Here is a 13275-nt window from a genome sequence, read left to right on the forward strand (position 1 = left end):
TCGTTGGTTCGCAAACGGAAAAGTTGGAAACATCTTAGCCTTGTCTTTATTGGAAGCTTTTTGATCGCAGCTATTGTTGGAATTGGTTCAGAGCTGTTGATGCGAAAAACAGCGTCGTTGTGGGTTGCTCTGATTTTGCTCATGACGGTCATTGGGGTGCACATTTTTTTTGATGTGATAGGAATTGCAGCCACGGCTGCTCAAGAAGCACCTCATCACGCCAGGGCGGCAAACCGTGTCAAGGGTGCCAAGCAAACGGTTTATCTTGTACGGCATGCCGACTTGGTTGCCAATATGGCAAATGACGTTGTGGGCGATGTCACGGGAACATTGAGCGGAGTTTTAGCGGCAGCTATTGTCATAGATATTGTTCGCTTATATCCTTTCTTTGGCACGAAAGAGATTTGGGTAACGACGATTATTTTAGCTTTGGTAGCGTCAATAACCGTTACGGGTAAAGCAATGGGAAAATCTCTGGCGATTCAAGAAGCCGATAAAGTTATTGCCTGGGTCGGGAGTGCTATTGCTGCGTTCGAGCAAATTACGGGTTGGAACCTGATTGGACCGAAGAAACGAGGAGGCAAAAAAGATGGGGCTACTCGAAAAAATTCATGAGCCGCAGGACCTGCGCTCATTAAGCATGATAGAGCTTAAGGATCTGGCTCAAGAGATTCGGCAGCATATGATTGATGTGGTCTCGAAAAATGGCGGACATTTAGCGCCAAATCTTGGGGTCGTGGAATTAACCATAGCCTTACATAGGATTTTTGACAGTCCTCAAGATAAAATAGTTTGGGATGTTGGTCATCAGACTTATGTCCATAAGCTCTTAACAGGCCGCCTGGAGCGATTTGATTCTTTACGCCAATATCAGGGTTTGTCCGGCTTTCCCAAACGGTCGGAAAGTGTTCACGATTGCTTTGAAACGGGCCATTCCAGTACCTCTATTTCTGCCGCAGTGGGCTTTGCTAAGGCACGCGATGTCCTTGGCGAACACCACCATGTCGTTGCCGTGATTGGAGACGGCGCTATGACCGGTGGCATGGCCTACGAAGCTTTAAATCATGCCGGGCATAACGAAACTAATATGATTGTGGTACTTAACGATAATGAAATGTCCATTTCGCCCAACGTTGGGGCTATGTCTTCTTACCTCAACAGATTAAGAACAGATCCTTTATACGATAAGCGAAAAGAAGAAATTGAAGAACTGCTGAAACGTATTCCGAAAATTGGTTCCAAAGTTGCTAAAATGGTAGCCAAGGCCAAAGACAGTTTGAAATATCTTTTGGTACCGGGGCTGATCTTTGAAGAATTGGGATTTACTTATTTAGGCCCCATCGACGGGCATGATCAGTCATTATTAGAGGAAGTTTTAGATCAAGCCAAGCAAAAAAACGGACCGGTGCTCGTTCATGTCCTGACCTGTAAGGGAAAAGGATTTAAACCCGCCGAGGAGAATCCGGACGTTTTCCATGGGGTGGGACCCTTTGATCCGCGAACAGGAAAGATCCTGAAAAAATCAACAATTCCCACATATACTGCAGTATTTGGAGATACACTTTGTACACTAGCTCATGATGATCCGAACATTGTGGCCATCAGTGCCGCTATGCCGAGCGGAACAGGTCTTAATGCCTTTGCCCAACAGTTTCCTGAGCGGTTTTTTGATGTCGGAATAGCCGAGCAGCATGCTGTGACCTTTGCGGCCGGTTTGGCTTTCGGGGGATTAAAGCCGGTTGTGGCAATTTATTCCACATTCTATCAAAGGGCTTACGACCAGGTTCTTCACGATGTCTGTCTGCAAAATGCCAATGTCGTTTTAGCAGTTGACAGGGCTGGAATAGTGGGTGACGATGGGCCGACCCATCACGGAGTTTTCGATATTTCTTTTTTTAGGATTATCCCGAATTTGGTTATAATGGCGCCTAAGGATGAGAATGAGCTGCGTCATATGCTTTATACGGCAATCGAACACAATGGACCGGTTGCTGTACGTTATCCCAGATCCGTTGGCCAGGGTGTTGCGCTGGAGGAACCACTGCGGAAACTTCCCCTTGGCAAGGCTGAAGTCTTGCGTGAAGGAAAAGACGTTACCTTGATCGGAATTGGCCCGATGGTTCACCTTTGCCTCTCGGCAGCTCAGGAATTGCGGCACCGCGGAATTGACGCTGCGGTGATTAATCTGCGGTTTATCGCGCCTCTCGACCGGGAATTACTGGTGCACTATGCACGCTTGACGAAGCGCTTTGTTACCATAGAGGACCACGTTCTAAAGGGAGGTATGGGCAGTGCCATCCTCGAACTTTTAGAAGAAGAAGGGTTAGAAGGGATAAGTATCGAACGTTTAGGTTATTCGGATTTTGTGGAACAGGGATCAATTCCTCAACTCCACCTGACTCAAGGCTTGTCGGTCAAAGGAATCATACAGGCTACGGAGCGTTTAAAGTTAGTTCGACGTATCGCGCAATCCTAAGAGAAGGTGTCCGCTGGGCAAATGAAGGGACGGAAGGAATACCATTGTCTAAAGGAAAAGAACGGATTGATGTTTTAATGGTCAGAAATGGCTTAACACCCAGCCGGGAGAAAGCGAAAGCTTTAATTATGGCTGGAATCGTATTTGCCGGCGGGCAACGCGTGGACAAACCTGGAGCGGAATTGCCTGGCAATGCCCTCATCGAACTAAAAGGTGAAATCCTGCCCTATGTGTCAAGAGGCGGACTGAAACTGGCCAAAGCAGTAGAAGTGTTTTCCCTGCGCTTTGAGGATCAGGTTGTAGTCGATATTGGGGCCTCAACCGGCGGTTTCACAGACTGTGTTTTGCAAAACGGAGCAAAACGTGTTTACGCTGTGGACGTTGGCTATGGACAGTTAGATTGGAAACTTCGAACCGATCCGCGGGTTATCTCTATGGAACGGGTAAACGCCCGTTATTTAGGCAAGGATTCATTGCCGGAAACAGCGGATTGGGTGGTTTCCGATGTGGCATTCATTTCAATTACCAAAATATTTCCGGCAATGAAAGAGATTTTAAAAGATCATGGGCAAGTACTCACCCTGATAAAGCCCCAATTTGAAGCAGGAAAAGAACATGTGGGGAAAAAGGGTGTAGTTAAAGATACAATGGTGCACAGACAAGTGCTGCAGAATGTCCTTAGCCAGGCTGAAAGCTTTGGCTTTCAGGTATTGGGCCTGGATTATTCGCCGATTCGCGGTCCGGAAGGAAATATAGAATACTTGGCTTGGATGGCCTTAATGTCCCGGCAAGGAATTAATTGGCAGAATGAGCTTGAGTTTCTCGTTGCTCAGGCTCAGAAAGAGACGGAATGATAAATGGAAAGAGTCGTGGGTTTATGGCTCAATAAGGGTAAACCGGAAGCCGTTGCTTTAGCTGATGAAATAAAAGATTGGTTGCAAAAACATAACTGGCTGGTTTTATCCGAGTGGCAGGATATTATTCAGCATCAAGCGTCCTTTTTGATTTCCTTAGGAGGGGACGGGACCCTGCTCCAAGCTGCTCGTGAAGGAGCCCCTTACGGAATCCCGGTGATGGGTGTGAATTTTGGCCGTTTAGGCTTTCTCTGTGAAATAGAGAAGAGTGATGTGTTTGAGGCTTTACCTAAGATTTTACACGGGGAATATCTAATTCAGGAACGATTAATGTTGCAAGCCGTAGTCAAGCGAGGCCTTGTGGAAGATCATCCTCAACTGGCTTTAAATGATGTTGTTTTCTTTCGAGAGGGCAGGGAAGGTGTGGTTACTCTCCAAGCGAACCTTTCCGGCGAACCGTCTGTGAGCTATCCAGCGGATGGCTTAATTGTTTCAACGCCAACGGGTTCTACCGCCTACTCCCTTTCCGCCGGCGGCCCCATTCTCAGCCCTAACGTTCAAGCGGTTCTGCTGACCCCTTTAGCGGCTCACACCTTATCCGCCCGCCCGATGCTTGTTTCGGACCAGGAAGAGATTGAAATTTTTTTAGCGAGCGGGGAAGAGTGCGTTGTAAGTTTTGATGGGCGAAATAGCATTACACTTCATTCCGGAGAATCCGTAACCATTAAAAAGGCTTCTATCCGGGCCCAGCTTATTCGCTTGGGAAATCGCAGTTTTACCCAAGTAATTCGGGAAAAGTTGAGGGATCGTTGGCATGAATAATAATTCACTGGGCAAGGTTCAAGCAGGAGCATAAATTTGGGTGGACAGGTTAGTGCTAAATATTCGTTGTTTTTGGCATTATGCAGTGAAACAGAGGGAGGCAATTTTTTGATGAAAGCTCGTCGCCAGATGAAGGTTCAGGAAATTATTACTAAGGAAATTATTCGTACTCAGGAAGAGCTTGCCGATAAATTACATCAAACAGGTTTTAATGTCACTCAGGCGACGGTCTCCCGGGATATTAAAGAGATGGGTTTGATAAAAATCCCCACTGCAGATGACGACTATCGCTATGCGATCCCCACGGAAGTACACCCTATGAATCTCCAAGATCGCCTGAAGCGCTTGCTGCGTGAAACTGTGGTTTCTATTAACGATACGGAAAGTTTGATTGTAATTCGAACGATCCCGGGAAATGCTCACGCTCTAGCTGCCGTAATGGATAATACGAATTGGGACGAGGTTATCGGAACTGTGGCGGGAGATGACACAATACTTTTAGTTATCAAGCCTAAGGAAGCCGTTGCCACGGTTTTGAAACGGATGACGACCTTGCTTGGATAGGAGGGAGATTATGCTTGAGGAGTTGCATGTCGAAAATTTTGGCCTGATGGAAGATGTCCGTTTAACTTTTGAACAAGGCTTAACCGTATTTACGGGAGAAACCGGAGCCGGAAAATCCATGTTGATTGACGCTTTGGGAGTGCTTTTAGGCGGACGCGCGAGTTCGGAACTGATTCGGCACGGCGAGAAACAGGCTAAAATTGAAGGGATTTTTCAGGATCTGGCGCCGGAATGCTTGTCAAGACTGGAGGCTGCCGGTTACCCGGTGGAAGAGGGTCAGCTGTTTCTTTATCGAGAAATGAATTCCTCGGGCAAGAATCTTTGCCGTGTTCAGGGGCGGACGATCCCTCTCACCCTCTATCGTTCTCTTTGTGCAGGACTTGTGGATATTCATGGTCAAATTGAACATCTGTCGCTCTTTAATTCGGATACCCACCGTGAATTGCTGGATGCTTTGGGTGGCCTTCAGGATGAGCTAGGCTTGGTGAATGATGCGGCAAAGACTTTTCAAAGGATCTTGCGCGACGAGCGAAAACTGTCTGTTTCCGAAGAGGATCGTCTTAAGCGGGAAGAAATCTTACGTTATCAAATCGAAGAAATTAATACGGTTAATCCGCTTCCCGGTGAAGAAGAAGAACTTACTCAAGAAAAAAAGCGTCTAAGTAATGCGGAACGGATTACTAACCTTGTGAATGAAACTTATGGTGCCCTGTATGAGGGGTCTGCGGGAAAATTTGCGGCCATTGATCTGCTGGCTCAATCCCTTAAAGCGCTTCAAGAGCTGGCCCGTTGGGATGAAGGTTTTAACCTTTCTGAATCCATAGAGTCCATCTACTATGCGACAGAAGATTTAGCCGCTCAGGTTCGGATGTATAAGGATAATTTGGAATTCGAACCGGGAAGGCTGGATCAAATCGAGGAGCGTCTGGTTCAACTGGCGAAGCTGCGGAAGTATGGATCAACGTTAGAGGAAGTGTTAGCGAAACGAGTTGAACTGCTTCAAGAGATGGAGCAAATAACTCACTTTCAGGAACAGTTTGAGAAAATCCAAAAAGAAAAGCAAAAAGCCCGTCAAACTTATGAAAAGGTGGCACGGGAGCTTAGCCTCAAGAGAAGAGATATTGCGGAACGCCTTGAGAAAGGATTATCTCTTGAACTTGCCGATCTGGGTTTGGAAAGAAGCTGTTTTGAGGTAAGGTTTACGCCGCATGATGAACCTGCCGCCTATGGAGCGGAAACTAGCGAATTTTATTTCTCAGCAAATCCTGGAGAACCCCCTAAACCTTTGGCCAAAGTTGCTTCAGGCGGAGAAATGTCACGTCTCATGCTGGCTTTAAAAAGCTTATTGGCAAAAGTCGAGTCAGTAGGGACTTTCGTTTTCGATGAGGTAGATAGTGGAGTTGGCGGAAGAACGATCCATAAAGTGGGGGAAAAACTTGCCGGAATAGCTCAAAGCAAACAAGTTTTTTGCATTACCCATGCCGCACAGGTGGCGGCTTTTGCCGATGTCCATTATGGTATCGTCAAAGATGTTAATAATGACAGGACACGAACTATGGTGAAGCCGTTAGCGGAAGAGGAGCGCCTGGAGGAGTTGGCCAGAATGCTCGGGGGCGGAGAAGCCGAGATTACCCGCCAACACGCTCGTGAATTATGGGAGCGCTCCAGACGTCATAGCTCGTGAAGCTTCAAACTTGCCCAGGGAGCGTGAACTTGAAGATTGAGAGATTTATGACAACCAGCACCTGTTTAAGGGGATGCTGAAATGTTTTTGAACTTAGAGATGGAGTTTTAAGGAAAATAAATTTTTAATTTTAAAGACTGTTTTGTGCGGTCTTTATTATTTTTGTCTCGGTTGCCAATGTTTTTGGAAATATGGTACGAAATTTACAGGATGAAACGCGAGAAATTTGGACAATTTAAGATTAGAATTCACTTCAAATCCTTAAAACACTCTAAAACGAGGAAAAAGGAAGAAAAATGGGGAGACTTAGAGTGGAGGGTGATAAGAGAGTGAGAATAAGAAGAATCTTTGTTTTGTTCAGTCTCATATTCTGCACCTTCCTTTGCCTGAATCCTAGCTTTCAACAGTTGATGGAGTTTCCTGAACAAAATCTGGTTCTAGTCAACCAAACAGAGCCTCAATTGTCGGGTTTTTGGTCTAAAATTGTCAAAGAAGAAAAGATATCCGATCCAACAATTTCAGTCTCTTCGGGTTTGAATTCCAGCATAGCGGAAAAATTAGACGTAGTTTATAAGTTATTTGGAATTTTTCCGATAAAATCCGGTGAGATTGAAGTTATGTCTCCCATGAAACTAATCCCTGGGGGACAATCTATTGGTGTCTCCTTACAGACCAAAGGAGTTTTGGTAGTTGGTCAGGCGCCTATTATTGATCAAAACGGGCGAAAGGTTTATCCGGCAAAAGAGGCTGGCATTGAAGTAGGAGATATTCTCCTCAAAATTAACAATCAGGAAGTTCGCACAGATCAGGATGTTTCCAACTCAATTCATTTAGCCGGAGAACAAAAAGGCCAGGCGGATGTTTTATTTAAACACCAAGATCAGATTCTGGAGAAGGTTATTAAGCCGGTATTTTGTTCCGAAACAGGACGCTATCGAGTGGGGTTATTTGTCCGGGATGAAGCGGCAGGTGTTGGCACCCTTTCTTTTATTGATCCGGAAACAAAGCAATATGGCGCTTTAGGGCATGTCATCACGGATGCGGACACCAATCAAAAAATTGAGGTATCTAATGGCAAAATTATGGCCTCGACAATCTATGCTATTGAAAAAGGAAAGCGCGGTCATCCTGGAGAAAAGATCGGTTCCTTTGTTTCCAATTCCCCGTTTTCAGGAACTATCGAAAAAAACACCATGACAGGAATTTTTGGCCGCATCAATGGCCAAGTAGACAATCCGTTTTATAAAGAACCTATTCCGGTTGGCTGGGAATCTGAAGTAAAGACAGGTCCCGCCAAAATTTATACTGTAATACAGGGAGAAAAAATCGAGGAATTTGATGTAAATATTGATAGAGTCATGCACAATCGTACGGACAGCAAGAATATGATTGTCCGGGTCACAGATCCCCGATTGCTTCAGGCTACGGGTGGGATCATCCAAGGCATGAGCGGCAGCCCTATCATTCAAAATGGAAAAATAATCGGGGCTATCACTCACGTGTTTGTTAATGACAGTCAACGGGGATATGGAGTGTTTATTCAAAATATGATTAATGAAGGTATCGATAAAAAACAAGCTGCTTAGTTTTTTAGAGAGTGAATACAAAATTCACTCTTTTTTTTATTCACATCAAAAGGTTTTCCCGCACTTTTATTTTTGTCTCTTTAGTACGGCTTTTACAAGATTCCCCAAACCGAGTCATTAAAAACTATAATTTTTCTATTATATAAAAGAAGGAGTATGGGAAACAATTGTCGAAATTATAAATCGATATCTAGAATAATGAGGAGGATCCTGGGAATGCAAAGGCCAATACGAGTCTTACTAGCAGATGACAACCGGGAATTTGTAGAGATTGTTAAAGAATTTATTGAGCGGCAAGAGGATATGAGCCTTGTAGGAGTCGCGTATCATGGAAATGAGGCTCTTGAATTAATTGCACGTGAAGAACCGCATGTCGTACTTTTAGACATAATAATGCCTCATCTGGACGGTTTAGGGGTTCTGGAAAAGCTTCAGACCGTAAACCTCAGACCTAAAATAATTATTCTAACGGCTTTTGGTCAGGAGTCTATGACTCAGCGTGCAGTAAACCTAGGAGCCAACTATTACATATTAAAACCTTTTGATCTGGATACTTTAGGAAAGCGTATTCGTCAATTGCAGGATGATTTTCCGGACCCGTTAAATTCCGCTCAGATCTCCAATTCGGCTTCAAGCCATAAATCTATTGCGAATAACCCGGTTCCCGCCGGTATTCTTCCGCCTACCTCCAAGAATCTTGAAGTTGAAGTTACACGCATGATTCATCAGATGGGAGTACCGGCTCATGTCAAAGGATATCAATATTTACGGGATGCTATTGTTAGTGTCGTTGTTGATGTCTCCTTGCTTGGCGCGGTCACCAAAGAACTCTACCCTATGATTGCCGAAAAATACCAGACGACTCCCAGCCGGGTAGAAAGGGCGATTCGCCATGCCATTGAATTGGCTTGGGATCGGGGAAATGTGGATTTTATGAATCGGTTTTTTGGCTATACCATTAACATCGATCGGGGTAAACCTACCAATTCGGAGTTTGTGGCGATGGTTGCCGATAAACTGCGGATGGCTATTATGTATTAATAAGAATGCCTGATTTTAAGGACGGTTTTAGCCGTCCTTTATATTTGTACAGGAAAATATAAGTTGCCAGCTTGTGTATGCCTGAGGTCCAAGCAGTCCTAACAGGCGCCGCTGGTTAGTGCAAGATATTGCAAAGCAGGATTTTGCAGTTGTCTGACGAATAAAATATCTACATACTATCTAGGTTGGGCTGTTCGGAGAAAGGGGATGGGCATGTTTAGACGTCGTGAGTTTGAGCAAATGGCGGCAGAATTAAATCAAGCTATTATCGGAATCAATCTCTTAAATGAAATTGTAATCTGTAACTCACTGGCAGCCAGATTCTTCGAGTTGACGCCGGAAGAGATTCTAGGCAAAGATTTGTGGCAGCTCATGCCGGATGACCCTTTGCCTTACATTCGAGAGTCGCAAACCGTAGAGTTTAATAAGTTTAGCCGCATAGGAAATAAAATGGTCATAGCCAGCCGAATACCCTTCCAGGATGATCAAGGAAGGGTTATCGGTGCTATAGCTTTACTTCAGGACATGACCGAGTATGAAGAGCTTAAAGCTAAAGTCAATTCTTTGCAGGAGCTTAGAATTCTGCTGACAGCAATTATCGATTCCACGCAAGACGCAATTTCTGTTGTGGATGAAAATGGGCTGGGTTTTTTAATTAATCAAGCGTATACCCGTTTAACGGGCTTTACGGCTGAGGAAGTTATTGGCAAGCCTCCGACGGTTGACATTGCCGAAGGAGAAAGCATGCACATTGAGGTTGCCAAAACCCGCCAACCCGTTAAGGGTGTTCTGATGAAGGTCGGTCCCAAGCGCAAAGAAGTTATTGTCAATGTTGCCCCAATTATTATATCAGGACAGTTTCGGGGAACTGTGGGTGTTCTTCACGATATCTCTGAAATTCATAAGCTTTCGGAGGAGTTGGAAAGAGCAAAGCGAATCATTCGTCATTTGGAGGCGAAATATACATTTAGCGACATCATTGGTGAAAGTGAAGCGATTAAAGCGTCAATTGGGCAAGCGGGGCGCGCCGCTGTGACGCCGGCTACAGTTCTGCTGCGAGGAGAGAGCGGCACCGGTAAAGAATTATTTGCCCATGCAATTCACCGCGCAAGTGATCGTCAGAAAGGCCAATTTATTCGGGTGAACTGCGCGGCTTTAGCGGACAATTTGCTGGAGAGCGAATTGTTTGGCTATGTTGAAGGAGCTTTTACCGGGGCAAAACGCGGAGGCAAAATTGGCCTTTTTGAAGAGGCCAATGGCGGGACTATTTTTCTGGACGAGATTGGAGAAATTAGTTTAAACCTGCAAGCCAAGCTTTTACGGGTTCTGCAAGAACGGGAAATTGTCAAGGTTGGAGATAATAGGCCGTTCAATGTAGATGTCCGTGTTATTGCCGCCACCAATGCCAATCTTGAGGCAGAGCTGCGAGCGGGACGATTCCGGGAAGATCTGTATTATCGTTTAAATGTTGTCCCGGTGATTATTCCTCCTTTAAGACAAAGGAGAGAAGACATTCCTTTGCTGGTGCATCACCTCATTGCCAGTTTTAATCAAGAGTACGGGCGGTGTGTCGAGGGGATTAGTCAGGAAGCTCTGCAAATTCTGGTGGGCTATCATTGGCCGGGAAATGTCCGCGAACTGGAAAATATCCTAGGCCGGGCAATTATTAATATGCGAATTAATGAAACGGTTATAGAATCGCATCATTTGCCGGTTTTGGCTTTGCCCAGCGTAAATACTTCGGAATTTCGTTTTCTTGACATTCCTACCCCCGCGTCGTCAGAAGAAGAGGCCGGCTTTGAAGCACTGCAGAGACAATGGGAACGGGATTTATTACTCGCTACCTTGCAAAGAACAGAAGGAAATAAAACAAAAGCTGCAAAGCTCTTGAAAATGTCAATTCGCAATTTTTATTATAAACTTGAACGTCATGCCTTAATTTAATCTTGATAAAGACAAGAGATCCGCCAATACAGCGTTTGCAAGTATTTGCAGATGTCACATTGAAAATTCATGCATGCAAAAACAAGCAAGCATGAATTTTTTTGCAGTTATATTAGGCTTTCTGTAAAAATGTTTAGGGCCTTTTAGTGTGCGCGGTTACAATGGGAAAGGCGATAAACCCGGAAATTTAGAGACAAAGTCAATCAAAAGAAATTAATAACCTATGCTAAAAATCCCCGGCGAATTCTGGCACTCTTATTGCAAGTTGTTTTAGCCAGGAAACTTTAAAAGACCTAAGGAGGAGCGACAGTGGAGATTTTTGAATACTTAGAAAAATACGATTACGAACAATTAGTGATTTGTCAGGATCAGACATCGGGTTTAAAAGCAATTATTTGTATTCATGACACAACCTTAGGGCCGGCACTTGGGGGAACACGGATGTGGAATTACGCCAGCGAAGAAGAGGCAATTCTTGATGCTTTGCGGCTGGCGCGAGGGATGACGTATAAAAACGCCGCGGCCGGGTTAAATCTCGGCGGTGGGAAAACTGTTATCATTGGGGATTCCCGTACTCAGAAAACTGAGGAATTATTCCGCGCCTTTGGACGATACGTACAATCCTTAAATGGAAGATATATCACTGCGGAAGATGTGGGAACGTCGGTACGCGATATGGATTGGGTGCATCTCGAGACTGAGTTTGTAACAGGGGCTTCTTCTTCCGGGGCTTCCGGTGATCCCTCTCCTATGACGGCAAGAGGAGTTTGGAAAGGGATGAAGGCTGCGGCCAAAGAGGCTTTTGGGGACGATTCTCTGCGCGGAAAGACGGTGGCAATCCAGGGGTTGGGACATGTCGGTTACTATTTGGCCAAGCATTTGCATGAAGAAGGTGCCAAGCTTGTCGTTACAGACATTCACGAAGATGCCATAAAACATCTGACCGATGAAATTGAAGCCACCGTCGTGCGTCCTGACGAAATTTTTGGAGTTGAGGCCGATATCTATGCTCCTTGTGCCATGGGGGCAGTTGTCAATGATGAAACCATTCCCCAGTTTAAATTTAAGGTGATCGCCGGAGCGGCGAATAATGTGCTTAAAGAAGAACGCCACGGGGATAAACTCCATGAACTGGGAATCCTCTATGCGCCGGATTATGTCATTAATTCGGGCGGTGTTATTAACGTAGCTGATGAGTTGGAAGGATATAATTACCAAAGAGCTTTGCAAAAGGTTGAAATGGTCTATGATAATGTTGCCAAAGTCTTGCAAATCGCTAAGCAAATGAATATTCCCACCTATAAGGCTGCCGATCGTATGGCTGAGCAAAGAATCCAACGCTTAGGGCAAATTCGTTCCAACTATTTAAGAAAATAAGCACAGAAGACCGGATGCCCAAGTGTTCCTGAAGTCAAGCATGGCGGGAAGGGACCCTCTGGCGCAGGCAGCTGCCTGGTTTGCTCTTATGCCGGAAGAAACTATGTATCAAAGTTATAGATTTTGACAATAAAATAATAGGTGCCTGACCAGTTTTGGGATGGCACCTCTTTAAGTAGTAAATCTCTACAGGGAAGGAGGGGTGAGGAATGGCCCGGATAGAAATATATACCGGACATTTCGGCAGCGGTAAAACAGAAGTTGTTCTTAACCGCGCTTTGGCCTATGCCCAGCAAGGCGTGACGGTTCATCTGGCGGACCTGGATATCGTCAAGCCTTATTTTCGTTCACGAGAAGTTCATCACCTTCTTCATAAGACAGGAATACACTTAATTACACCCGGTGGAGATTTGGAAAATGCCGATCTGCCTGTAATGAGCCCGAAAGTGTTAGGTGCCTTGACGAGTGCAGAGGGAAGGATATTGTGTGATGTCGGGGGAGATCCCATGGGGGCAACGGCTTTAGGCGCTTTTGCTCAATTACTTAAAAACAAGAGCTATGAAATGTTTCTGGTTTTAAATCCTTTTCGGCCCTTTACAAGAGATGAATTTTCCGTTAGGACGATGCGAGCCGAGATAGAAGCCGCCTCCCGTCTGAAAATAACCGGTATTATCAGTAACCCGAACCTTGGGCAATCAACTTCCCTGGAGGATTTGCACTCCGGCCTTTCAGTTGTGCGGAAGATGGCTGCGGCTTTGGAGTTACCCATCGTGTTGACGTCCCTAACAGAAAATTATGCGGACGATCTGGCCTCTGAGATCGAAGGACCGCTCCTAAAGCTAAAAAATTACCTTCTTCCCCCTTGGGAGCAGGAAGAAGGACAAGTTTTTCAAATTGAACTGCCCTTGAAGTCGTCTTAAAAGGAGA

General features: G+C 45.2%; 11 protein-coding genes. All 11 read left to right on the forward strand.

Annotated features, from left to right (window positions below):
* The first annotated feature begins 3 nt into the window (after window positions 1-3).
* Window positions 4-615 (forward strand): CNNM metal transporter family protein, encoded by a 612-nt coding sequence (locus REC12_RS19325; protein WP_308897322.1) that lies wholly within the window; start codon window positions 4-6, stop codon window positions 613-615.
* Complete coding sequence (dxs, locus tag REC12_RS19330) at window positions 590-2476, forward strand: 1-deoxy-D-xylulose-5-phosphate synthase (RefSeq protein WP_308897324.1); 1887 nt, start codon at window positions 590-592, stop codon at window positions 2474-2476. The genes REC12_RS19325 and dxs overlap by 26 nt, the downstream gene beginning before the upstream one ends.
* Window positions 2477-2520: 44 nt before the next feature.
* Complete coding sequence (locus REC12_RS19335) at window positions 2521-3330, forward strand: TlyA family RNA methyltransferase (protein ID WP_308897326.1); 810 nt, start codon at window positions 2521-2523, stop codon at window positions 3328-3330.
* A gap of 3 nt (window positions 3331-3333) precedes the next feature.
* Complete coding sequence (locus tag REC12_RS19340) at window positions 3334-4152, forward strand: NAD(+)/NADH kinase (RefSeq protein WP_308897328.1); 819 nt, start codon at window positions 3334-3336, stop codon at window positions 4150-4152.
* Between the two features lie 111 nt (window positions 4153-4263).
* Window positions 4264-4716, forward strand: a complete 453-nt coding sequence (gene argR, locus REC12_RS19345) for an arginine repressor (RefSeq protein ID WP_308897541.1) — start codon at window positions 4264-4266, stop codon at window positions 4714-4716.
* A 10-nt stretch (window positions 4717-4726) separates the two neighbouring features.
* Window positions 4727-6400 (forward strand): DNA repair protein RecN, encoded by a 1674-nt coding sequence (recN, locus tag REC12_RS19350; protein ID WP_308897329.1) that lies wholly within the window; start codon window positions 4727-4729, stop codon window positions 6398-6400.
* A 329-nt stretch (window positions 6401-6729) separates the two neighbouring features.
* On the forward strand, window positions 6730-7986 hold the full coding sequence (spoIVB, locus tag REC12_RS19355; protein ID WP_308897331.1) for a SpoIVB peptidase: 1257 nt from the start codon (window positions 6730-6732) through the stop codon (window positions 7984-7986).
* A 216-nt stretch (window positions 7987-8202) separates the two neighbouring features.
* Window positions 8203-9027, forward strand: coding sequence for a sporulation transcription factor Spo0A (gene spo0A, locus REC12_RS19360; protein ID WP_308897333.1), 825 nt, complete (start codon window positions 8203-8205; stop codon window positions 9025-9027).
* A gap of 213 nt (window positions 9028-9240) precedes the next feature.
* The gene (locus REC12_RS19365) at window positions 9241-10971 is read left to right on the forward strand and encodes a sigma 54-interacting transcriptional regulator (RefSeq protein ID WP_308897335.1); all 1731 of its coding nucleotides are present in this window, start codon (window positions 9241-9243) and stop codon (window positions 10969-10971) included.
* 309 nt (window positions 10972-11280) lie between these two features.
* A complete protein-coding gene (locus REC12_RS19370) occupies window positions 11281-12348 on the forward strand; it encodes a Leu/Phe/Val dehydrogenase (RefSeq protein ID WP_308897337.1) in 1068 nt (355 codons plus the stop codon).
* A 209-nt stretch (window positions 12349-12557) separates the two neighbouring features.
* The gene (locus tag REC12_RS19375; protein WP_308897339.1) at window positions 12558-13268 is read left to right on the forward strand and encodes a hypothetical protein; all 711 of its coding nucleotides are present in this window, start codon (window positions 12558-12560) and stop codon (window positions 13266-13268) included.
* The last annotated feature ends 7 nt before the right edge of the window (window positions 13269-13275 follow it).

The sequence above is a fragment of the Candidatus Desulfosporosinus nitrosoreducens genome (assembly GCF_030954495.1).
Classification (GTDB): Bacteria; Bacillota; Desulfitobacteriia; order Desulfitobacteriales; family Desulfitobacteriaceae; genus Desulfosporosinus; species Desulfosporosinus nitrosoreducens.

Coding starts and splice junctions, on each gene's coding strand:
- dxs (WP_308897324.1), top strand. CDS start 590: ATGGGGCTACTCGAAAAAATTCATGAGCCGCAGGACCTGCGCTCATTA.
- REC12_RS19340 (WP_308897328.1), top strand. CDS start 3,334: ATGGAAAGAGTCGTGGGTTTATGGCTCAATAAGGGTAAACCGGAAGCC.
- argR (WP_308897541.1), top strand. CDS start 4,264: ATGAAAGCTCGTCGCCAGATGAAGGTTCAGGAAATTATTACTAAGGAA.
- recN (WP_308897329.1), top strand. CDS start 4,727: ATGCTTGAGGAGTTGCATGTCGAAAATTTTGGCCTGATGGAAGATGTC.
- spo0A (WP_308897333.1), top strand. CDS start 8,203: ATGCAAAGGCCAATACGAGTCTTACTAGCAGATGACAACCGGGAATTT.
- REC12_RS19365 (WP_308897335.1), top strand. CDS start 9,241: ATGTTTAGACGTCGTGAGTTTGAGCAAATGGCGGCAGAATTAAATCAA.
- REC12_RS19375 (WP_308897339.1), top strand. CDS start 12,558: ATGGCCCGGATAGAAATATATACCGGACATTTCGGCAGCGGTAAAACA.